The organism is Duganella sp. HH101 (assembly GCF_001758795.1).
GTDB classification, from domain to species: Bacteria; Pseudomonadota; Gammaproteobacteria; order Burkholderiales; family Burkholderiaceae_D; genus Rugamonas; species Rugamonas rivuli.
The window spans coordinates 1-21,712 of sequence record NZ_LRON01000011.1 but is presented as its reverse complement, the minus strand read 5'-3'; the positions used below and the strand labels follow the sequence as shown (position 1 = coordinate 21,712).

The window sequence follows — 21,712 nt, the reverse complement described above, 5'->3', positions numbered from 1 at the left end:
GCCTTAAACTGAATCCATCACCCGCGTTTGCACGCCGGCGACTTGACTGGTGCTGCCACGGGCGGGCAGCAGGATTTCAAAGGTGGTACCCGTTTTACCGGAGCGGCAGGTGATCAGTCCCTGCATTTTCTTCACCAGGCTGTGGACGATGGACAGGCCCAGGCCGTGGTGCGCGCCTTCCTTGGTGCTGCGTACTGCGGAGAACAGATTGGCCAGCACCTCGGCCGACAAACCGGGGCCGGTGTCGCTGACGACCAGCTCCAGGTAAAGCTTGCGTTCGCGGTTGACGTGACCGCGATTCGAGATTTCGATCTTGCCGCCGTCGGCCAATGCTTCGACGGCGTTTTTAATCAGGTTGACCAGGATCTGCTTGAGCAGGTCGGCGTCGCCGTCGATTTCGGCCGGCTCCTCCTGCATGCGCACCACGATCTGCACCGAGGCCGGCACGAAGTCGGTGGCGCGGAACAGGCGCAGCACATCGTCGACCACGCGGCCGACATCGGTCACGCGCGAGCTCTCGGTCGGCTGCAGATCGGCCAGGCCGTTGATCAGCTGTCCGACGCGGTCGATTTCCTCGTTCAGGATGGACATCTCGCCCACCACCGGTTCGCGCTTGGCCAGCTTGCCGTCCAGCACCGACAGATAGTTCTTGATGATCGACAGCGGGTTGTTCACCTCGTGCACCACGCGGCGCGAGGCTTCACGGTATTCTTCGGCCACGTGGGCGATCTGGCGCTTGGTGTGGCCACGCTCGCTGATCGCCGTCTCCAGCGCGGAGGCGGCCTGGGTGCCGAACGATTGCAGGAAGCGCTCGCGCTTCTGCAGGCCGGCCATCTGCCACGCCGGCGCGCCGCCGATCAATACGCCCAGGCAGCGCTGGTTGGCCACCAGCGGCAGGCAGACCATGCCCTCGCTGCCGAGGATGCGGAACAGCTGTTCCTCGGCCACGCTGAGTGCCTGCGAATCGCGGCTGACGAAACTGAGCTTGCGCGCGCCCGCCGACTCGGCCACCACGCCGCCCTTGTTGAGCGGGATGACGAATTCGGCCAGCCGCTGCTGCTGGTCGCCGGTGGCGGTGCCGTGCAGCGCGTGGCCGGTCGGATTCTCCAGCAGCACGATGGCGTTTTCAAAATCGAACAGGATGCGCGCCGAACGCGTCATCGCGTCCAGCAGGCCGGCTTCGCCCTGCTGGCGCGCGAAGGTCTGGCCCATCTCGGACACCAGCACCATGTTGCGCACTTCCTCGGACAGGCGCTGCTGCACCGGATCGACCACCGGCGGCGCGTAGGCCGACGGCGTCGGAATATCGTCGGCGCCGGCCAGGTCGATGCCCAGGTAGGCGGCGGACTTCTCCACCTGGCGGGCGGCGCTCTTGACGATCAGCTCCAGCGCCTCGCCATCCAGGCCGCACAGGTGGCCGGCTTCGGCGATGGCCTGCTCCTGGTCTTCGTGGAAGCACAGCAGGTGCGCCAGGCGCACCACGCGGATCAGCGGATGGGCCGACTCCACGCGCGAAATCGGTTCATGGTGATACAGCACGCTGTCTGCCAGGAAGGAGTCCAGGTGCCAGCGCTCGATCAGCCAGGCGCCCGCTTCCGAGTGGGTGATCTGCAGCGTGCGCTGTTCGACGGCGCACAGGTCCTCATCGTCGCGCGCCATGAAGTTGAACGCATATTCCTTGGGCGCGGTCGCCAGCAGCGCCAGGCGGCCGACGTTGTGCAGCAGGCCCGCCAGATAAGCCTCTTCGACGTGCGGGTACTCCATCTTCTTGGCGATGTCGCGGGCGATGACGGCGGTGGTCAGCGAGCCTTTCCAGAAGCCGCGCAGGTCGGTGCTGCTCGAATGCGGGAAGCTGTTAAAGGTCTGGAACACGGATTCGCTGATGACCAGCGTCTTGATCATGTCGGTGCCCAGCGACACCAGCGACTGCTCCAGGCCGACCACGCGCGCGTTGCGGTGGTACGCCGAGCTGTTGGCGACGGTGAGGATCTTGCTGGTCATCGCCGCATCCTTGGCGATCAGGGCGGCCAGCTCCGGCATGCCGGCGTCGTCGGCCTGCAAGTGCTCAATCAACTTAATGAGTATCTGCGGCATCGCCGGCAGACGGGCAATCAGCAGGCGATTGCGAATATCATGGTCAGGTTGATGCATCGTATCAAGCGTTGTCTGGGCCGGGTGCGTTGTGCAAAAAACGTGGGAAGAAACTCACTAGCAAAAAGTTATACTAACATAAAGTCTCGTTAGTAACTTAACAGCAAGTAAGATTTCTTTCTAAACTAACTCAATTTCCTGCCGTAAATAATTATTGGCCCGGATGGCGTAGTAGCATGCGCCGGTAATAGCGCGACGTCAACCACAAAACGAGAGCAGAGGCACTAAATGCCATCTGTCCTGCGGCTAGCCAGAGCACGGAGTGTGATAGGAAGGGTGCGATCACCCCCGCCACGATGGCGCCGAGCAGGGTGGTGGCGAAAGATTGGCAGGATGCCACCGTTCCGCGGATATGCGGGAACAAGTCCAATGCCAGCAAGGTCGCCGCCGGCGCCACCACCGACATGCCGAAGGTGTAGAAGAACATCGGCGCCACCGACCAGGGCAGCGCGGGCGGCAGCAGCAGGTGGTAGCAAACGTTAAATATCGACGCCGCCAGCAGGAAACAAAAGCCAATACCAATCTGTCGCGAAAATGCCATCTTTCCGGCAATCCGGTTCGCCGCCAGCGCGCCCAGGAAGATACCGCTCACCGACGGAATGAACAGCCAGCCGAACTGCGAGGCGCCCAGCCCCAGGTGCTGCGGCAGGAACACCGGCGCCGACGAGATGTACAGGAACAGGCCGGCGAAATTGCAGGCCACCACGCCGGACTTCATGTGGAACAGCGGCGAGCGCAGGATCTCGCTGTAGTTACGCAGCAGGAAGTGCGGATTGAAGGGATGGCGCTTTTCCTTCGGCAGCGTCTCCGGCAGGCGGCGGTAGCAGTAGATGAACAGCAGCACGCTGTATACCAGCAGCGCCAGGAAGATCGCCCGCCAGTCGAACAGCGTGACCACCCAGCCGCCCAGTATCGGCGCGATGGCCGGCGCGATCGAGAAGATCATCGTCACCATCGACAGCAGCCTTGCGGCGGCGGCGTCCTGGTACAGGTCGCGGATGATGGCCCGCCCCACCACCACGCCGGCGCCGGACGACACGCCCTGCAGGATGCGGAAGGCCCACAGGTAATGCACGCTGTGCGCGGCGGCGCAGCCCAGCGTGCCGATGGCGAACATCACCAGCGACACCAGCACCACGTTGCGGCGGCCGAAGGCGTCCGACAGCGCGCCGTGCCACAGCACCATGCAGGCGAAGGACAGCATGTAGAAGGTCAGGCTTTGCTGCACCTCGATGGGCGTGGCGTTAAGCGTGGCCTGGATGTTGGGGAAGGCGGGAAGATACGCGTCGATGGAGAAAGGCCCCAGCATCGACAAGGCCGCCAGCACGGCGGCCAGCGCGCCGGCGCTGAGGACTTTCATGTGCGACGGCGGCGGTTCCGGCACCTCCGCGACAGGATCTGGGGGAAGATTTGCGGGAGGTGTCGGGAACATGTGGCGTGGTTGTTAGACTTCTTTGGGTTTCGCGGCTTCGCGGCGGTTGAAGCCCGCCACCATATCGAAGCGGAACAAGCGGCATTCCAGCGCGCCGTTGAAGAACGGCGTCTTGCGCGATTCCTTCAGGCGCAGCAGCTTAGGCAGGCCCAGGTCGGCCGTGAACAGGAACACCGTCCAGCCGGCGAAGCGCTGCTTCAAGGTGGTCGACAGCGCCGAGTAGAAGCTGGTCGCCAGTTCGTCTTCCGGCAGCGTGCTGTCGCCGCGCACGCCGATACGCTCGCCGTACGGAGGGTTGGTCAGCAGGATGCCCGGCTGCTCGGTCGGCGCCTTCACTTCCTGCGCCTCGATCTGCTTGAGCGGCACGTCGAACATGATGCCGGCGCACTTCAGGTTATGGCGCGTCATCGCCACCATGTCGCCCGAGATGTCGGAGCCGAAGATGGTCGGCGATTCCGGCAGCGGATTGGCCTTGATCGAATTCTTCATCTCGTTCCACGGCGCCGGATCGAAGTCGTTGAAGGCTTCGAAGGCAAAGCGGCGGCGCGCGCCCGGCGGGATGCCCTGCACCATCTGCGCCGCTTCGCACAGGATGGTGCCGGAGCCGCACATCGGGTCGAACAGCGGCATGCCCGGCTTCCAGCCCGACACGCGCAGCAGGCCGGCGGCCAGGTTTTCGCGCAGCGGCGCGTCGCCGGTTTCTTCACGCCAGCCGCGCTTGAACAGCGCTTCGCCGGAGGTGTCGAGGTAGATGATGAACTGGCGCGCGTCGAGGAAGCCGACGATGCGCATGTCCGGCTCCTTGGTGTTGACCGAAGGACGCTTGTCGAACTGGTCGCGGAAGCGGTCGCAGATCGCGTCCTTGATTTTCAGCGTGGTGAACTCCAGGCTTTTCAGCGGGGACTTCACGGCGGTGACATCGACGCGGATCGTGTGGTCGTAGGTGAACCAGTCTTCCCACTGCTGCGCCAGCACCAGGTCGTAGATGTCGTTCTCGTTCTGGTAGCCGGTGACGGCCATGCGCATCAGCACGCGCGACGCGATGCGCGAGTGCAGGTTGATGCGGTAGGAATCGAGCAGGTCGCCGGAGCAGTGCACGCCGCCCGGTACCTGGTTGTGCACCTTCATGGTGGTGCTCAGCAGGGCGATTTCGCCCAGTTCTTCGGCCAGCGCCGCTTCCATGCCGCGAGGGCATGGGCAAAAATAGGATGCCATAGGTGTACCTTTTGTCCGTTAAAAAAATTGCGCGCCGCCCGAGTGGCGCGGCGCCGCATTTACTACACTACTTACTTCTGCATTGCTCTTTCCAGGAAGTCCAGGCGGTCCTGGCCCCAGAAACTTTCACCATCCAACACGTACCACGGCGAGCCGAATACGCTGGCCGCCGTTGCGTCTTCTGTATTGCGGTCGTACTCGGCCTGCACGCTGGCCGTCTCCGCCGACTTGATCAGCGCCTTGCCATCCAGGCCGCAGCTGCCGGCGATCTGCACCAGCGTCTCTTCGTCGCCGATATTTTTATCTTCAGCCCACAGGCCGCGCATGACCGCGAACGCCAGCTCCAGCGACACGTCCACACCATGCGTCAGGCGCGCGGCGATCGCCATGCGGTTGGACAGCTCCGGCGAGACCGGGAAAAACTTCGGCTGCACATTGAGCGGAATACCGAGGAACTCCGACCAGCGCGCCAACTCGACCAGGCGATAGGCCTGGCGCTGCGGCGCGCGCTTGGCCAGCGGCAGGCCGCCGGAGACGCCGAACACCTTGCCCAGGTCCACCGGACGCACTTCCACCTGCACGCCGTGCTGACGCGCCATGGCGATAAACCGCTCATGGCCCAGATACGTCCACGGCGAATGGGTGGCGAAAAAATACTGGCAGACTTTACTCATGACGCTCCGATCAGAAGGGTTTGACGACAACCAGCAGCACTATCGCCAGCATCATAAACACCGGCATTTCATTGAAGACGCGATACCACTTGTGGCTGCGGGTATTGACGCCCTTCTCGAATTTTTTCAGGATGCCGCCGCACGCGTGGTGATAGCCGATCACCAGCACCACGAAGAACAGCTTGGCGTGCAGCCAGTGCGGCATCTGCGCGCCGTACTGCATCCACACCAGGATGGCGCCGAACACCACCGCGAACACCGACAACCACATCGAAAACCGATACAGCTTGCGCGCCATGACCAGCAAGCGAGCGGTCGTGGCCTTGTCGGTTTCCATCGCCAGATTGACGAAGATGCGCGGCAGGTAGAACACGCCCGACATCCAGGAGATCACGAAGAAAATGTGCAGCGCTTTAATCCAGAGCATAGTCAAAAGTCTCTTAGCTTTCTCAAAAGTTGTGATTCAAATTCATCAAACGAAGGCAACCCACGTAACCCGGAAAAATCGTGAGTTCGTTGCGTAACCAACCGTCGTTGCCGATGCGGATTAAACTTCGCCAAAGCACGCCCTTGTTTTCCAGACGCAATCACCAACGTCTCAAAAAGCACGCCTTTAGGATCGGCCAGTCTTTCCCAAGTCTTTTTGGCAGGGAGATTGAGAGTCATATTCCCTCGCAAATTCTCTGCGGCAGATCTAATAGCAGCCTCATCAGAAAACAGCCAAGCCTCGGTCATCCTTACAGGAACGATAGGTACGTAATCTGCATTATGAACTTGCGCGGCGTCCTCAATTTCACACAATCTTAATTCGATCGACTCCCCTTCTGCGTCCCTATGTATGAACAGCATATCGCACGGGCACGAGGCAAGGGCAGCCGGTATTCTGCTCGCCAGACTACGGTCGACAGTACTCAAGCCTGTGGCGACTTGGCCTTGCAGACCGAAGTCTGGTCGATGCTCCTTGATCAACCATTCGATTATCGGCATGAGCACGGCATCCGAAGTGCCATCTGAAAGCAGGGTGTATCGGAGAACTGTCATTTTGCACCGCTATCTATCAGCGATAGCTGGTGCTTGAATTGGTGCAAAACATTGAATTTATCCGCTATGCCCTCTTCAGATACATCATCATGAGCCAAGTATGCCATGAGCGCTCCAAATCCTACAGGCCTCGTTCCCTTCGCCGCGTCAGCAAAGGCATCCCGCCACGTGGTCTTGATCGGGCCAAAGGTCGAAAGCGATGCGCCGTCACGCTTATATGCCTGAGAAACAATGAGATTATCCAGCTTCAGTCGCTCGATCACCAAAGGCGAATGCGTATTAATAATAATCTGCCGCAGTGGATTATCCTCGCCGACGGCGTACCGTGTATCAACAGCCATCTGATTAAGCAATTCAACAATCGCAGGAATACGCGCCGGGTGAATTCCATTTTCCGGTTCCTCCAGACAAATGACACCGCCAGCCTCGCCGTCAGCTCCGATAATTGCCAATGCCAAGAACCGCAAAGTACCGTCCGACAACGACCGTGCCTCATGCCGGATTCCACTCGTGGTTTCGAGATACAACGTCTTCAATTGGCGCTTCTCGTCAACATCGACAAACACATCTGCAACATCAGGCAACAAATTTGCAAGCTGATTTGTCACTTCCTCATTTTTTTTCAGACGATCCAAAGCGGCAGGTAAATGTTCACCTGTTGCAGAGACCGTGCTAACAGAAAGAAAATCATCTGGCTTCCGCAATGAGCTCGACTCAAGCTGCAAATTAACCCAGGACTGCATCTCGCGCCGGGCAGCTAATGCAGTAGGGCGATCTATCGTATTAATATTGCTGAGGATCGTGCGTCCGGCCTTCGCGATGGGAATACTAATTGGAGAGCCTCCGCCACCATTTTGATCCTGCCGGATCTTAACAACGCCCACCGCATCTTCATCCATGTAGATGAAGTCGATCTTGCTACTTCCCTGATAAATGGACGCAAAGAACTCCTTCGACATCTCGAAGCCTAGTTCGCGGGCAGCCAAGCCTTTCTGGATAAAGGTCAGCGACTCCGACGCCAGTTCAATCCCTTCGGATGTTGATGAAGTGGCTGCGACATATTTCAAGGCTAACTTGTATCGCAGATAAGTGACTTTGGGCTTTGCTTGACGACCAAAATCATCCGTCACAGTAGCGGGCACCAGAAAGTCCGCTTCAAACTCCATGAATTGCGCATGGTGCGTGGCGGTTTTCGTGAATAGCGATGCAATGTTTGCGCGCTGTTTTACGGAATTACGTATATTCGTCGCAGCTTCAATGATCGGAAGGTCTGCAAGATATTTCAAAAACAAGATCGCATCGAACAGATTCGACTTCCCAACGCCATTCACACCCGCAATGCAAGTGAACGGACCGAAGCGCACTTCTATGTCCTCTAAGCTCTTGAATCCCTTGACACGCAGACGAGTTAGCATGATGTTGGCCCTTTAGGCACGAATCTGTCCATTACCGAAAACGATGTATTTCAACGATGTTAAACCTTCCAGCCCCACCGGGCCGCGCGCGTGCAGCTTGTCGTTGGAGATACCGATCTCCGCGCCCAGGCCATATTCGAAACCGTCGGCGAAGCGCGTCGACGCGTTGATCATCACCGACGCCGAATCGACTTCGCGCAGGAAGCGCATCGCGTCCGTATGGTCTTCGGTGATGATGGATTCCGTGTGCTTGGACGAGTAATGGTTGATGTGCTCCATCGCCTCGTCGATGCCGGCGACGATCTTCACCGACAGGATAGCGGCCAGGTATTCGGTCGACCAGTCTTCCTCGGTGGCCGCCACCAGGTGCGGGTAGCCGGCCAGGATCGCCATCGCTTCCGGATCGGCGCGCAGTTCGACCTGCTTGGTGGCGTACAGCTTCGCCAGTTCCGGCAGCACCGCCGGCGCGATGGAACGCGCCACCAGCAGCGTTTCCATGGTGTTGCAGGTGCCGTAGCGGTGGCACTTGGCGTTGAAGCCGATGTCCAGCGCCTTCTTCAAATCGGCCTTGGCGTCGATGTAGACGTGGCAGATGCCGTCCAGGTGCTTAATCATCGGCACCGTCGCCTCTTCCATCAGGCGCGCGATCAGGCCCTTGCCGCCGCGCGGCACGATCACGTCCACGTACTGCGGCATGGTGATCAGCGCGCCCACCGCGGCGCGGTCGGTGGTGTCCACGACCTGTACGCCGTCGGCCGGAAGGCCAGCGCCCAGCAGGCCTTCCTTGACCAGCTTGGCCAGCGCGCGGTTGCAGTGGATCGCTTCCGAGCCGCCGCGCAGGATGGTGGCGTTGCCGCTCTTGATGCACAGCCCTGCCGCGTCCACCGTCACGTTTGGGCGCGATTCGTAGATGATGCCGATCACGCCCAGCGGCACGCGCATCTGGCCGACCTGGATGCCGGTCGGGCGGAATTTCAGGCCGGTGATTTCGCCGATGGGATCGGGCAGCGCGACGATCTGGCGCAGGCCTTCCACCATCGTGGCGATGGCCTGCTCGGACAACGCCAGGCGGTCCAGCATGGCCGGGGCCAGGCCGTTCGCGGCCGCCGCGTCCATGTCGAGCTGATTGGCGGCGCGCAGCTGGGCGGCGTCGCGTTCGATCGCGTCGGCGATCAGCGTCAGCGCGCGGTTGCGGGTGGCGCTGTCGGCACGGGCCATGGCGCGCGATGCCTTGCGCGCCTGCTGGCCCAGTTGTTCCATGTAGTGCTTGATATCCATAGCTAGCTTTCCTAACCGCGTGCGACTTTCAGCGCCAGCTGCAGCATCGAATCCCACGCGTCGCCGGCGTGCGCTTTGGCGCGCAAGCCCTTGATCATCTTGTCGACCTGCGCCGCGTCCTTCATCGCCGCTTCCAGTACCGGCAGCGAGATGCGGCGCAGCGCCGGCTCCATCATGCGTTCCTTCGGTCCCCAGATGCGATACTCCTTGAGCAGCGCACCCAGCGGACGGCCCTGCGCCATGCCCGCCTTCAGCTTGAGCAGCGTGCGGATTTCCTCCGACACGGCCCACAGCACCAGCGGCAGCGCTTCGCCCTCGCCCTTCAAGCCTTCCAGCATGCGCACCAGACGCGCCGGATCGCCCGACAGCATCGCTTCACTGAGCTTGAACACGTCGTAACGCGCCACGTTCAGCACCGCATCGTGCACCTGCTCATAGGTCAGCTTGCCCGGCTCGTGCAGCAAGGCCAACTTCTGTATCTCCTGATGGGCCGCAAGCAGATTGCCTTCAACGCGATCGGCGATGAAATCGATGCTCTGTCTGTCCGCGCTTTGCCCTTGTGCGGCAAGGCGCTGGCCTATCCAATTGGGTAACTGCGCCCGCTCAATCTGGGCGATGTCGATATACACCGCCGCCTGCTGCAGACTGGCGACCCAGGCCGCCTTCTGCGTCTGCCAATCCAGCTTCGGCAGCGTGATCAGGGTCAGGTTGTCCGGACTCAGGTCTTTCACATAATTCTGCAGCGCCGCGCCGCCATCCTTGCCGGGTTTGCCGGTCGGGATGCGCAGCTCGATCAGCTTCTTGTCGCCGAACAGCGACAGCGCCTGGTTGGACGCCAGCAGCTCGCCCCACTTGAAGCTGCGCTCCACGGTCAGCACGTCGCGCTCGGAATAGCCCTGCGCGCGCGCCGCCTTGCGGATCTTGTCGGCGGCTTCCAGCGCCAGCAGATGCTCGTCGCTGGTGATCACGTACAGCTGGGACAGCGACTTCGTCAAATGGCCGTCCAGCGCTTCCAACCTTAATTGCATCGCGCGTCCTTACTGGATAGGCACGGCCGGCGCCGACGGCGTCGGCACCGCCTTGGGCGGCGGCAGCGACACCTGCTGCGTCTTGATGGCCGCGATACGGCGCATCATCTGCTGCACCAGATCGGTCTGCATGTCCTTGTACAGCAGCGCCTCTTCCTGTTCCTTCGCCAGCAACTGGGTTTCGTTGAAGTCGATGGGACGGGTCAGCAGGATCTGCGTGCTGCCCAGCAGCTCCTTGCCCTGCTTGTCCAGCACGCGGAACACGATGTTGTACGACAGCAGATACTGCCGCACGCGGCCATTGCTGTTCAGCGACAGGATGGTCTTGGTGCGGGTTTTCTCCGGATCGGAAATCACCTCGACCACGCCATCCGCATCCTTGGCCGCGTTGACCACGGTGGTGCCGCCGTTGGCGCGGATGTTGCGCTTCAAATCGATGGCCAATGGCGACGCTTCCGGCAGTCCGATGTACATCGTCGGGAACGGCAGCGTGTAATGGCCGCCGTCGCCGCGCAGATGGAAGCCGCAGGCCGACACGGTCAGCGCCACGGCCAGCACCGCGCCGGCCAGGCGGCCGCGCCGGAACAACTCGGAAGTAGTCAGCATGTTTGAATCCAGTTAAACCACGATGTTGATCAATTTGCCCGGCACGACGATGATCTTCTTCGGCGTACCTTCGATGAACTTCTGCACGCCCTCGTTGGCCAGTGCGGCAGCCTCGATGCTGGCCTTGTCGGCGGTCTTGGCCACCACCACGCTGCCGCGCAGCTTGCCGTTCACCTGGATCATCATTTCGATCTCGGACTGCTCCAGCGCAGCAGGGTCCACTTGCGGCCACTGCACGTTGAGGATGTCGCCGTGCGCCTTGGCGTAGCCCAGTTCTTCCCACAGCACGTGGGTGATGTGCGGGGCGACAGGGTTCAGCAGGCGCAGGAAGATCGCGTAGCCTTCGGCGACCGACGCGGCATCCGCATCCTTGGCCGATTCCAGCGTGTTGAGCATCTTCATGCAGGCCGACACCACGGTGTTGTACTGGATGCGCTTGATGTCGTAGTCGGCCTGCTGCAGCACCTTGTGCAGTTCGCGGCGCAGTGCTTTGCCGGCGTCCGTGGTGGCGGCGGCGGTCAGCGGCGCGCCGGCGGCGGCGATGGCTTCACGCTGCGCGTAGCCGAAGGCCCACACGCGGCGCAGGAAGCGGTTGGCGCCTTCGACGCCGCTGCCCGACCATTCCAGCGTCTGCTCCGGTGGCGAAGCGAACATGGTGAACAGGCGCGCGGTGTCGGCGCCATACTGGTCGATCTGCGCCGCAGGGTCGATGCCGTTGTTCTTCGACTTAGACATCTTCTCGGTGCCGCCGATGTTGACCGGCTGGCCGTCGGCCTTCGAGGTCGCGCCTTGCGGGCGGCCCTTGTCGTCCAGCGTCAGGTCGACGTCGGCCGGGTTGAACCAGGTCTTCTTGCCGGCTGCGTCTTCGCGGTAGTAGGTCTCGTTGAGCACCATGCCTTGCGTGAGCAGGTTGGTGAACGGCTCATCGAACTTGACCAGGCCGAAGTCGCGCATGATCTTGGTCCAGAAGCGCGCGTACAGCAGGTGCATGACGGCGTGTTCGATGCCGCCGATGTACTGGTCCATCGGCATCCAGTAGTCATTGCGCTCGTCGACCATGGCCTTGTCGGCGCCCGGCGAGGTATAGCGCATGTAGTACCACGACGAATCGACGAAGGTGTCCATCGTATCGGTTTCGCGGCGCGCAGGCTTGCCGCACTGCGGGCAGTCGCACTTGAGGAAGGCTTCGTATTTATTCAGCGGGTTGCCGGTACCATCGGGTACGCAGTCTTCCGGCAGCACCACCGGCAGGTCTTTTTCCGGCACCGGCACCACGCCGCAATCGCCGCAGTGGATCATCGGGATAGGCGTGCCCCAGTAGCGCTGGCGCGAGATGCCCCAGTCGCGCAGGCGGAAGGTGATCTTCTTCTCGCCCAGGCCCTTGGCGGCCATGTCGGCGGCCACCGCGTCAACGGCGGCGGCGTAGGCCAGGCCGTCGTACTTGCCGGAGTTGGTGACGATGGAGACTTCCTTGTCGCCGTACCATTCCTGCCAGGCTTCGGTCGAGAACTCCTTGCCCTCGGCCTGGATGACCTGCTTGATCGGCAGGTTATATTTTTTGGCGAAGGCGAAATCGCGCTCGTCGTGCGCGGGCACGCCCATGACGGCGCCGTCGCCGTAGGTGATCAGCACGTAGTTGCCGACCCAGACTTCAACCTGCTCGCCGGTCAGCGGATGGGTGACGAACAAGCCGGTCGGCATGCCCTTCTTCTCCATCGTCGCCATGTCGGCTTCGATCACGGAGCCCAGCTTGCACTCGGCGTTGAAGGCGGCCAGTGCCGGATTGGTCTGCGCGGCGTGGATGGCCAGCGGGTGCTCGGCGGCCACGGCGCAGAAGGTCACGCCCATGATGGTGTCCGGACGGGTGGTGAAGACGTACATCTTGCCGTCCTGGATCAGCGAGCCGTCGGCGCCCTTGATCTGGTGCGGGAAGGCGAAGCGCACGCCGGTCGATTTGCCGATCCAGTTGGTCTGCATGGTGCGCACGCGCTCAGGCCAGCCTGGCAGCTTGTCGTCGACGTAGGCCAGCAGCTCGTCGGCGTAGTCGGTGATGCGGGCGTAGTACATCGGGATTTCGCGCTTTTCGATCAGCGCGCCGGAACGCCAGCCGCGGCCGTCGACCACCTGCTCGTTGGCCAGCACGGTCTGGTCGATCGGATCCCAGTTCACGGTGCCGGTCTTTTTGTAGATGATGCCTTTTTCCAGCATCTTCAGGAACATCCACTGGTTCCACTTGTAGTATTCCGGCTTGCACGCGGTCATTTCGCGCGACCAGTCGATGGCCAGGCCCATGGACTCCATCTGTTCGCGCATGTGGGCGATGTTGGAGTAGGTCCATTGCGCCGGCGGCACGTTGTTGGCCATCGCCGCGTTTTCCGCCGGCATGCCGAACGCATCCCAGCCCATCGGCATCAGCACGTTGTAGCCGTTCATGCGCAGGTAGCGGTACATCACATCATTGATCGTATAGTTGCGGACGTGGCCCATATGCAGCTTGCCCGATGGGTAAGGCAGCATCGAGCAGGCGTAGTACTTCCCTTTCGGGAAACGCGGGTCGTGCTCGACGGCCTTGTAGGCGTCGATGGCTTTCCAGTGGGATTGAGCGGCTTTTTCTACGTCAGCGGGACTATATTTATCTTGCATGATGGTGTGCGGCCAATAAGTGTATATGAACCGGACATTATAACCCAGGGGGTCAAGTCTGACATTCGGACACGGCCTCTGCTGCACTGCGGAAGAGGCCGTGTCCAAATGTCAGACTTGACCCCACGGGGTATACTGGGCGGATGTATTACCGCGAATATCCTCCCCATCCGGCGCTGGCCGCGCATGTCGAGTGCATGTGGGCCGCCTGCGCGCCCGGCGGCGCCCATACGCACCGGGTGCTGCCGGATAACTGCGTCGATATTCTGTGGCAGGACGGCGGCCGGCCCGGCTTCGCGGTCGGCATGATGAGCAGCGCCATCCTGGTCGCCAGCGACGGGCCGCTGCGCACGGTGGCGGTGCGCTTCAAGCCCGGTGCGGCCGGCGCCTTCCTGGCCGCGCCGCTGCATGCGCTGACCGACCAGCGGGCCGATATCGACCAGCTGTGGGGCCGCAGCGATGCCGAGCGGCTGGCCGATGCGCTGTGGACCTGCGAGCTGTCCGACCGCGAACGGATCGCCGTCATCGAGCACCAGTTGTTGCTGCGCCTGCGCGCAGCGGGCAAGCCGGCCGATGCGGGCGATTTGCTGATCCGCCGCGCCCTGGCCGCGCTGGACGCCAGCGGCGGCGCGCTGCGCATCGAAGACCTGGCGGCCCAGTTGGGCGTGTCGCGCCAGCACATGGCGGCGCTGTTCCGCGCGCGGGTCGGGCTGTCGCCCAAGCTGTATGCGCGCATCTGCCGCTTCCGCCGTGCCGCCGCCGCGCTCAAGGCCTCGCCCGCCCCGGACTGGGCGCAACTGGCGCTGGCCTGCGGCTATTTCGACCAGTCGCACCTGATCCACGAGTTCCGGGAATTCGCCGGCAGCGCGCCGGAGCGCTTCCTGCTGGCGGCCTAGCTTCCATTTTTACAATCGCTCGCGCCGCCATTGTGCCAAGATGATGTTTTCGACATCTCAAGGGAGACAAGCATGATCAAGGGATTACGCACCGTGGCCTATCCGGTCGCCGACCTGGCGGCCGCCAAGGCCTGGTACAGCAAGGTATTCGACACCGCACCCTATTTCGACCAGCCGTTCTACGTCGGCTTCAACATCGGCGGCTTCGAGCTGGGCCTGATCCCGGACGGCAAGCCGGGCCAGACCGGCAGCATGGTCTACTGGGGCGTGGACGATATCGCCGCCGAAGTCGAGCGCATCGTCGCCCTGGGCGCCAGCGTGCACGGCGCCATCCAGGACGTCGGCGAGAACATCAAGACGGTCGAACTGGCCGACCCGTTCGGCAACCTGCTTTGCCTGACCGACAACCCGCACTTCGACGTGAAGGCGGTGCGCTAGCGATCGCGGCACGCATTTGTGGCAGAATACGCGGCTTAAAAAATGAAAGAGGTCGTCCCATGTCCCGCCGTAACGCCAACCTGATCAAGTCGCCCGAGCAAATCGTCCTGGCGCGCGTCGCCGCCCAGCTGGCGGCCGACGTACTGACGATGATCGCGCCGCACGTCAAGGCGGGCGTCAGCACGGCCCACCTCGACCAGCTGTGCAACGACTACATCGTCAACGTGCAGCAGGCGATCCCGGCCAACGTCGGCTACGGCGGCTTCCCGGCCACCGTGTGCAGCTCGGTCAACCACGTGGTCTGCCACGGCATTCCGGCGGCCGACCACATCCTCAAGGACGGCGACATCATCAACATCGACGTCGCCGTCATCAAGGATGGCTGGCATGGCGACACCAGCCGCATGTACTACGTCGGCGAACCGTCGAAGGCCACGCGCAAGCTGGTGGAAACCACGTATTCGGCGATGTGGGCCGGCATCCGCGCCGTCAAGCCGCGCGCGACGCTGGGCGATGTCGGCTTCGCGATCCAGACCATCGCCGAGAAGGCCGGCTACAGCGTGGTGCTCGACTACTGCGGCCACGGCATCGGCATGGTCTACCACGAGGAGCCGCAGGTGACGCACTACGGCCGTCCGGGCCAGGGCGTGGTGCTCAAGCCGGGCATGCTGTTCACGATCGAGCCGATGATCAACGCCGGCAAGGCGGCGACCAAGGAATTGAGCGACGGCTGGACCGTCGAGACGCGCGACAAATCGCTGTCGGCGCAATGGGAGCACATGGTGCTTGTTACCGAGACCGGCTTCGAGGTGCTGACGCTGGCCCCGGGCGAGACCGGCGCCAAGGCGCAGATCCCGAACGCCGTGCCGGCCGGCGCCGCCGGAGCTGCAGCCCCTAGCGCAGCGTAAGTTTCAGGGCCGGCTTCTCGCCGTAGTCTTCGTAGCGCTCGTTGATGCCGGCCACGCAGTACGTCACTTCTTCCAGAATATCCGGGACCGCGGCCTGCATGGCCGCCGCGTCCTTGATGACGATTTCCAGCACCTCGTTCGGCTTCAGGCGGAACTTGCTCATGCCGTCCTCGTCGCGCAGATAGCTGAGGCAATCGACCCAGGCGTCCATGGTGTTGCCGTAGCTGTCGGGGAAACCCAGCGCGGCCTTGCAGGCGGCGTGGAAGCTGTCGAAGCCGGTGATGTCCGCGCCGTTCAATTCTGCGGTTGCCATTATTTTTTTCCTTCTTTTTTGGGATCGGTGACGAAGCCCAATTTCGTTAATCCATTCGACTGCGCGGCCGCCATCACCTGCGCCACCACTTCGTAGCGGGTGTCCTTGTCGGCGCGCAGTTGCAGTTCCGGCTGCGGCTCCAGCTTGGCCGCCTCGACCAGGCGCGCCTCCAGCATGCTCTGCTCGACCGGGTCGTTGTTCCAGAATATTTTGCCGGCGCCGTCGATGGCCAGCGTCACCGTGGCCGGCTGCTGCGGGTTCGCCTGCGCCTGCGCCTTCGGCAGGTCCAGCTTGACCGAATTGGTGAACATCGGCGCGCTGAGGATGAAGATCACCAGCAGCACCAGCATCACGTCCACCATCGGCGTGACGTTGATGTCGGCCATCGGCCCCGGATTGCGGTGGTGGTTGAATGCGCCAAAGCTCATGCTTGCTCCTAAAACGGTGGGGTCAAGTCTGACATTTGGACACGAGCTCTGCCGTAGCGACCGCTACGGCAGAGCTCGTGTCCAAATGTCAGACTTGACCCCCACCCGCACGCTCGCCCGTGGTCAGGTAGGCGTGCAGGTCGTGCGCGAAGGCGTCCAGTTCGGCCAGGGTCAGCCGGTTGACGCGGTTGAATCCGTTATACGCCAGTACGGCGGGAATCGCCACCGTCAGGCCGATGGCGGTCATGATCAGCGCCTCGCCCACCGGGCCGGCCACTTTGTCGATCTGCACCGTGCCGTTGGCCGACACATTGGCCAGCGCATGGTAGATGCCCCACACCGTGCCCAGCAGGCCGACAAACGGCGCGGTGGCGCCGATCGAGGCCAGCAGGGTCAGGCCGCCCTCGAGGCGGTTGGTCGACGCCTGGATCGCCACGCGCAGCACGCGCGTCACCTGGGCCGCGTGGCCCATGGCGCCGCCCAGCGATGGACGGCCGGCGGTTTGCAATTGCGCGGCGCCTTGCTGGGCCAGCGGCAGGAAGACTTGCTCGGGGTCGGCCAGCGTCAGCGCGGCGACGCCGTCCTGCATGGTCGGCGCCTCCCAGAACGCCTGCACGGCCGGCGCGCTGCGGCGGATGCGCCACGCGGCATACGCCTTGGACAGGATGAAGAACCAGCTCACCAGCGACATCGCCAGCAGCACCAGCGCCACCAGGTGGCTGATGGTGTCGCCCTGCTCCCAGTAGCTCGCGAGGGTGAAGTGGTTGGGCGTCATCAGTTCAGCGCCAGCACGTCGTTCATGTCGTACAGGCCGGTCGCCTTGTCGGCCAGGAAGCGGCAGGCGCGCAGCGAGCCGTGGGCGTAGGTCACGCGGCTGCTGGACTTGTGGCTGATCTCGATGCGCTCGCCGGTGCCGGCGAACAGCACCGTGTGGTCGCCGACGATGTCGCCGCCACGGATGGTGGCGAAGCCGATCGACGACGGGTCGCGCTCGCCGGTCACGCCTTCGCGGGCGTAGACGGCGCAATCCTTCAAATCGCGGCCCAGCGCGTCGGCCAGCACTTCGCCCATCTTCAGCGCGGTGCCGGACGGCGCGTCGACCTTGTGGCGGTGGTGGGCTTCGATCACTTCGATGTCGTAGCCGGTCGACAGCGCCTTGGCCGCCTGTTGCAGCAGCTTGAGCGTGACGTTGACGCCGACGCTGAAGTTGGGCGAGAACACGATGGCGGTTTTCTTGGCCGCTTCGGCGATGGCGGCCTTGCCTGCTTCGTCGAAGCCGGTGGTGCCGATGATCATCTTGATGCCATGCTCGGCGCAATACGCCAGGTGCTCCAGCGTGCCTTCGGGACGGGTGAAGTCGATCAGGAACTGGGCGCCGGCCAGGCCCTTGGCCAGTTCCGCTTCGACCAACACGCCGGCCGGCTTGCCGAGGAAGGCGGCGGCGTCGCTGCCGATGTTGGCCGAGCCCGCGCGGTCCAGCGCGCCGGACAGGCGCGCGTCCGGCGCGTCCTGCACCGCTTCGATCAGGATGCGGCCCATGCGGCCGCCGGCGCCGGCGATGGCGATGTTCAGGTCTGTCATGCGTCTGTCCTCGTGCTTATTTCTTGTCGTTGTTCACCGTGATGCCCACCGGCGAGGCGGCGGCGTTGTCGCTGCCGGCCGGAATCGGCGAGGTATTGCCCACCGGGCGCGCGTCCGGCGTGTTCAAGTCTTTCTTGACCTTGGGCGCCGGGCCGGCGATGCGGGCGATGTAGTCTTTTTCGGTCGGCAGGTTGCCGCCTTCCCAGCGCGCCACCTTGCCGTCCTTGTCGAAGAACACGATCACGCGGCTGGTGGTGATTTCGCCATTGCCCTTGGCCATGCGGAACGCGTAGTCCCAGCGGTCGGCGTGGAAGGGGTCGGCCAGCAGCGCGGTGCCGAAGATGAAGCGCACCTGCTCGCGCGTCATGCCGAGCTTGAGCTGGGACAGCATTTCCTCGGAGACGAAGTTACCCTGCTGGATGTCCGGACGATACGGCGAGAAGAACCACATGAACTTCTGGAACTGGGTGATGGTGGTGGTTTGCGCGCCCTTGTTGGCGTCCAGCGTGGTGCCGGTTTCTTTCACTTCGGTCGATTTCTCGCCCAGCGTGGTGTTGGATGCACAGCCGCCCGCGGCCAGCGCGACGCAAACAGCGCCGGCGAGCAAGGGCGCGCGGCGGGTGAAACGGTGCAACAAAGACTGCGATAAAGCCTGGGTGACGCGCATGGTTGTCCTCAATCTGATCGAGCGGAAGTGCCGAAAAACGCTATATCATAAAGCACAAGGTGCGACATGGGGCTGCGCGGGCACTCGGAGAGATGGCATTATCCAGCAAATCGGCAACTATGTCCTTGTTTTATAAAGATTAATTGTAAAACATTGCAAATGTAAATTTCACGCGGGGCCGCGCCGCCGGGGAAGGAAAGCTGCGGCGGCAGCCGGAGTGCGTTAAACTGTGGGCTAGCTATCGCCAACCACTACTAAGAGTCTCCACCATGGGCAACAATCCGACCGACCTGAAGGCCAGCGGCCTCAAAGCCACGCTGCCACGCCTCAAAATCCTGGACATCTTCCAGAACAGCGAGGTGCGCCACCTGACCGCCGAGGATGTCTACAAGATCCTGCTGGCCGACAATATGGACGTGGGCCTGGCCACCGTGTACCGGGTGCTGACCCAGTTCGAGCAGGCCGGCCTGCTGAACCGCAACCACTTCGAAACGGGCAAGGCCATTTTCGAGCTGAACGAGGGTTCGCACCACGACCACCTGGTGTGCCTCGATTGCGGCCGGGTTGAAGAATTCTTCGACGAGGAAATCGAAAGCCGCCAGCAACTGGTGGCCAAGGAGCGCGGCTTCAAGATCGCCGAGCACGCGCTGGCGATCTACGGCAACTGCACCAAGACCGCCTGCCCGCACCGGCCATAAAAAAAAGCCCCGTCGGGGCTTTTTTTAATTGTGGCTCAAGGCGTTCGACAGCAGCTTGGCCGTGATGTCGACGATCGGTATCACCCGCTCGTAAGCCATGCGCGTCGGGCCGATCACGCCCAGCGTGCCGACGATCTTGCCGTTGGCCGTGTACGGCGCCGTCACCACGCTCATCTCGTCCATCGGCACCAGGCTCGATTCGCCGCCGATGTAGATCTGCACGCCGCTGGCCTTGCTCGACACGTCGAGCAGCTGCATCAATCCCGTCTTCTGCTCGAACATGTCGAACATCTGCCGCAGCGACGTCATGTTCGACGACAGGTCGCTGACCGACAGCAGGTTGCGCTCGCCGGCGATGACCATGTCGTCCGAATTGTCCGCCATCGCCTCGCTGCCGGCCTCCACCGCCGCCTGCATCAGCCGGCCCATGTCGTCGCGCAGCTGGCGCACTTCGTTCTGCAGGCGCGTGTGCACTTCGTCGAAGGCCAGGCCGCCGTAGTTCTGGTTGATGTAGTTGGCCGACTGCACCAGCTGCGCCGGACTGTAGTCGGCGTCGGTCAGCAGCAGGCGGTTCTGCACGTCGCCGGTCGGGCCGACGATCACCAGCAGGATGCGCTTCTCGCCCAGCCGCAAAAACTCGATCTGCTGGAACACCGATTCGCGCCGCGGGCTCAGCACGACGCCGGCGAACTGCGACAGCGACGACAGCATCTGCGCCGCGTTGGCTATCATTTTCTGCGGCTGCGGCGCCTGCAGCCGCATGCGGCCTTCGACCGACTGTTCGTCCAGGTGCTGCACGGTGAGCAGCGTGTCGACGAAGATGCGGTAGCCGCGCGGCGTCGGCACCCGGCCGGCCGAGGTGTGGGGACTGGCGACGTAGCCCAGCTCCTCCAGGTCGGCCATGATGTTGCGGATGGTCGCCGGCGACAGGTCCAGGCCGGAGATCTTGGACAGGGCGCGCGAGCCCACCGGCTGGCCGTCCGCGATGTAGCGTTCGACTAAGGCCTTGAGCAAGGTTTGTGCGCGGGTATCGAGTTGCATGGTCATTTACTAATGGTAGTTCCTCTTATTATGCACGCTCTGCGGGCGCTGGGGGCCGCCGCGTGGCGTCAATGCTGCATTTGCCCGCGCACCCAGGCCAGAAGTTCGTCAAAACCGGCACAGATGGCGTCCGGCGCGATGCCCGCCTCCAGGTGCGCGGCGCTGCCGCCCCGGTTCATCCACACCGCCCGCAGGCCGGCGCGCTGCGCGCCCTGCACGTCCAGCCGCAGGTCGTCGCCGACGTAGACGGCGTCCGCCGGCGCCACGCCCATCGCCGCGCAGGCGGCCAGGAAGATCGACGGGTCGGGCTTGGCACGGCCGAAGCGCGACGAGGCCAGCACGGTGTCGAAATGGTGGTGCAGGCCGATGACTTCAAGGTCGGCGTTGCCGTTGGTGATCACGCCCAGCCGCAGCATGCCCTGCAGCGCGGCCAGCCCGGCCGCCACGTCGTCGAACGGCGTAACGGCGTTGCGGCGTTCGTGGAAGTGCCGCATGGCGCCGTCGATGTGGGCGGCGTCGGCGCCGGTCTCGGCGAAGACTTGTTCCAGCGCCACGCGGCGCAGCTGGTACAGGTCGACCACCAGTTCCGGCCGCTGCTCCAGCAGCGCCATGCGGCGGGCCCGCAGCTCGGCCACGCTGTAGCGCTGCGCCACCTCGGGCGCGTGCGCGGCCAGCCAGGCGTGCCAGCTGGTTTCCGCCGCCGCGATCACCGGGCCGATCGGCCACAGGGTATCGTCAAGGTCGAACAGCAGGGCTAGCGGGCGGCGTGGGGTCATGGCGGGCAACTCGGAATGTGGAATCCACATATTGTCGCACCGATCGCCGCCGCGCGAGGGCATGGTAAATTACCGGATTGCCCTGCTGGAGACCCCGTGCCCTTTTCCCTGCCTTTTTCCCTGCCCTTTTCCCAGCCCTTGCGGCGGCCTTCGCGCCGCGCGCCCGCGCTGCCCGCCGCCCTGGTTGCCGCCTCGCTGGCCGCCCTGCTGGCCGGCTGCGCCACCGTCGGCCAGCCGCCGGCCTTTTCCTCGTACGTGGTGCTGGGCGAGCAAGGCGCCGCCGTGGCGCGCGTGCTGATCGCCGCCCCCGCCTGCCCCGACATCGTCATCGACCAGCGCCCGCGGCCGATGGCGCTGCGCGCGCCGGCCGCCACCGTGCCGCTGCGGCCGACGCCGTCGGCCCCGGCCGATTCCAAGCCGGCCGCCTTCCCGCTGCTGACCTGCGAGGCGCCGCTGCCGGCCGCCGGCAGCTACGCCGGCGCC

The 21,712-nt window shown here is 63.3% G+C and carries 22 protein-coding genes and 1 pseudogene; 5 read left to right on the top strand and 18 right to left on the bottom strand.

Annotation, left to right across the window (positions count from 1 at the left end; all coding sequences use genetic code 11):
* Positions 1-3 precede the first annotated feature (3 nt).
* The 11 genes from DUGA2_RS18090 to leuS form a co-directional block, all read right to left on the bottom strand.
* The gene (locus tag DUGA2_RS18090) at positions 4-2,094 is read right to left on the bottom strand and encodes an HDOD domain-containing protein (RefSeq protein ID WP_083296365.1); all 2,091 of its coding nucleotides are present in this window, start codon (positions 2,092-2,094) and stop codon (positions 4-6) included.
* Positions 2,095-2,302: 208 nt separating this feature from the next.
* On the bottom strand, positions 2,303-3,583 hold the full coding sequence (locus DUGA2_RS18085; protein ID WP_210402576.1) for a multidrug effflux MFS transporter: 1,281 nt from the start codon (positions 3,581-3,583) through the stop codon (positions 2,303-2,305).
* A gap of 12 nt (positions 3,584-3,595) precedes the next feature.
* Positions 3,596-4,798, bottom strand: a complete 1,203-nt coding sequence (locus tag DUGA2_RS18080) for a class I SAM-dependent RNA methyltransferase (protein WP_373994841.1) — start codon at positions 4,796-4,798, stop codon at positions 3,596-3,598.
* A 71-nt stretch (positions 4,799-4,869) separates the two neighbouring features.
* The gene (locus DUGA2_RS18075; RefSeq protein WP_070270885.1) at positions 4,870-5,472 is read right to left on the bottom strand and encodes a 2-hydroxychromene-2-carboxylate isomerase; all 603 of its coding nucleotides are present in this window, start codon (positions 5,470-5,472) and stop codon (positions 4,870-4,872) included.
* Between the two features lie 10 nt (positions 5,473-5,482).
* Positions 5,483-5,899 (bottom strand): CopD family protein, encoded by a 417-nt coding sequence (locus DUGA2_RS18070; RefSeq protein ID WP_070270884.1) that lies wholly within the window; start codon positions 5,897-5,899, stop codon positions 5,483-5,485.
* Positions 5,900-5,901: 2 nt separating this feature from the next.
* Positions 5,902-6,459: a hypothetical protein gene (locus DUGA2_RS33615; protein WP_141753309.1), complete on the bottom strand. Its 558-nt coding sequence runs from the start codon at positions 6,457-6,459 to the stop codon at positions 5,902-5,904.
* Between the two features lie 50 nt (positions 6,460-6,509).
* The gene (locus tag DUGA2_RS18065; RefSeq protein WP_070270883.1) at positions 6,510-7,928 is read right to left on the bottom strand and encodes an AAA family ATPase; all 1,419 of its coding nucleotides are present in this window, start codon (positions 7,926-7,928) and stop codon (positions 6,510-6,512) included.
* Between the two features lie 12 nt (positions 7,929-7,940).
* On the bottom strand, positions 7,941-9,206 hold the full coding sequence (locus DUGA2_RS18060) for a glutamate-5-semialdehyde dehydrogenase (protein ID WP_070270882.1): 1,266 nt from the start codon (positions 9,204-9,206) through the stop codon (positions 7,941-7,943).
* A gap of 11 nt (positions 9,207-9,217) precedes the next feature.
* The gene (gene holA / locus DUGA2_RS18055) at positions 9,218-10,234 is read right to left on the bottom strand and encodes a DNA polymerase III subunit delta (protein ID WP_008452809.1); all 1,017 of its coding nucleotides are present in this window, start codon (positions 10,232-10,234) and stop codon (positions 9,218-9,220) included.
* Positions 10,235-10,243: 9 nt separating this feature from the next.
* Positions 10,244-10,840, bottom strand: coding sequence for an LPS assembly lipoprotein LptE (gene lptE / locus DUGA2_RS18050; protein WP_070270881.1), 597 nt, complete (start codon positions 10,838-10,840; stop codon positions 10,244-10,246).
* Positions 10,841-10,852: 12 nt separating this feature from the next.
* A complete protein-coding gene (gene leuS, locus DUGA2_RS18045; protein WP_070270880.1) occupies positions 10,853-13,483 on the bottom strand; it encodes a leucine--tRNA ligase in 2,631 nt (876 codons plus the stop codon).
* A 143-nt stretch (positions 13,484-13,626) separates the two neighbouring features.
* On the opposite strand from leuS, the gene DUGA2_RS18040 reads away from it, so the two are divergent.
* The 3 genes from DUGA2_RS18040 to map all read left to right on the top strand — a co-directional run bounded on the left by DUGA2_RS18040 (position 13,627) and on the right by map (position 15,725).
* Positions 13,627-14,379 carry an AraC family transcriptional regulator gene (locus DUGA2_RS18040; RefSeq protein WP_070270879.1) on the top strand — a complete coding sequence of 251 codons (753 nt, stop codon included), beginning with the start codon at positions 13,627-13,629 and terminating at the stop codon, positions 14,377-14,379.
* 72 nt (positions 14,380-14,451) lie between these two features.
* The gene (locus DUGA2_RS18035) at positions 14,452-14,817 is read left to right on the top strand and encodes a VOC family protein (RefSeq protein WP_070270878.1); all 366 of its coding nucleotides are present in this window, start codon (positions 14,452-14,454) and stop codon (positions 14,815-14,817) included.
* A 59-nt stretch (positions 14,818-14,876) separates the two neighbouring features.
* Positions 14,877-15,725, top strand: a complete 849-nt coding sequence (gene map, locus DUGA2_RS18030; RefSeq protein ID WP_070270877.1) for a type I methionyl aminopeptidase — start codon at positions 14,877-14,879, stop codon at positions 15,723-15,725.
* Here the strand turns inward: map and DUGA2_RS18025 are convergent.
* The 5 genes from DUGA2_RS18025 to DUGA2_RS18005 form a co-directional block, all read right to left on the bottom strand.
* Positions 15,712-16,038, bottom strand: coding sequence for a barstar family protein (locus tag DUGA2_RS18025; protein WP_070270876.1), 327 nt, complete (start codon positions 16,036-16,038; stop codon positions 15,712-15,714). The genes map and DUGA2_RS18025 overlap by 14 nt on opposite strands.
* Positions 16,038-16,466, bottom strand: coding sequence for a biopolymer transporter ExbD (locus DUGA2_RS18020; RefSeq protein WP_070270875.1), 429 nt, complete (start codon positions 16,464-16,466; stop codon positions 16,038-16,040). The genes DUGA2_RS18025 and DUGA2_RS18020 overlap by 1 nt, the downstream gene beginning before the upstream one ends.
* Positions 16,467-16,554: 88 nt before the next feature.
* Complete coding sequence (locus tag DUGA2_RS18015) at positions 16,555-17,241, bottom strand: MotA/TolQ/ExbB proton channel family protein (RefSeq protein WP_070270874.1); 687 nt, start codon at positions 17,239-17,241, stop codon at positions 16,555-16,557.
* Positions 17,241-18,047 (bottom strand): 4-hydroxy-tetrahydrodipicolinate reductase, encoded by an 807-nt coding sequence (dapB, locus tag DUGA2_RS18010; RefSeq protein ID WP_070270873.1) that lies wholly within the window; start codon positions 18,045-18,047, stop codon positions 17,241-17,243. Before dapB ends, DUGA2_RS18015 begins: the two co-directional genes overlap by 1 nt.
* 16 nt (positions 18,048-18,063) lie before the next feature.
* Positions 18,064-18,714: an outer membrane protein assembly factor BamE gene (locus tag DUGA2_RS18005; protein WP_070270872.1), complete on the bottom strand. Its 651-nt coding sequence runs from the start codon at positions 18,712-18,714 to the stop codon at positions 18,064-18,066.
* Between the two features lie 269 nt (positions 18,715-18,983).
* On the opposite strand from DUGA2_RS18005, the gene fur reads away from it, so the two are divergent.
* Positions 18,984-19,412: a ferric iron uptake transcriptional regulator gene (gene fur, locus DUGA2_RS18000; RefSeq protein ID WP_008452832.1), complete on the top strand. Its 429-nt coding sequence runs from the start codon at positions 18,984-18,986 to the stop codon at positions 19,410-19,412.
* Between the two features lie 24 nt (positions 19,413-19,436).
* Here fur and hrcA read toward each other — a convergent pair whose 3' ends face one another.
* Both hrcA and DUGA2_RS17990 read right to left on the bottom strand, forming a co-directional pair.
* The gene (gene hrcA / locus DUGA2_RS17995) at positions 19,437-20,453 is read right to left on the bottom strand and encodes a heat-inducible transcriptional repressor HrcA (protein WP_210402575.1); all 1,017 of its coding nucleotides are present in this window, start codon (positions 20,451-20,453) and stop codon (positions 19,437-19,439) included.
* Between the two features lie 68 nt (positions 20,454-20,521).
* Entirely contained in the window at positions 20,522-21,229 is a 708-nt protein-coding gene (locus tag DUGA2_RS17990; protein ID WP_070270870.1) for an HAD family hydrolase, read from the bottom strand.
* A 96-nt stretch (positions 21,230-21,325) separates the two neighbouring features.
* On the opposite strand from DUGA2_RS17990, the pseudogene DUGA2_RS17985 reads away from it, so the two are divergent.
* Positions 21,326-21,712, top strand: a pseudogene (locus DUGA2_RS17985) (serine/threonine protein phosphatase); the annotation flags it as partial.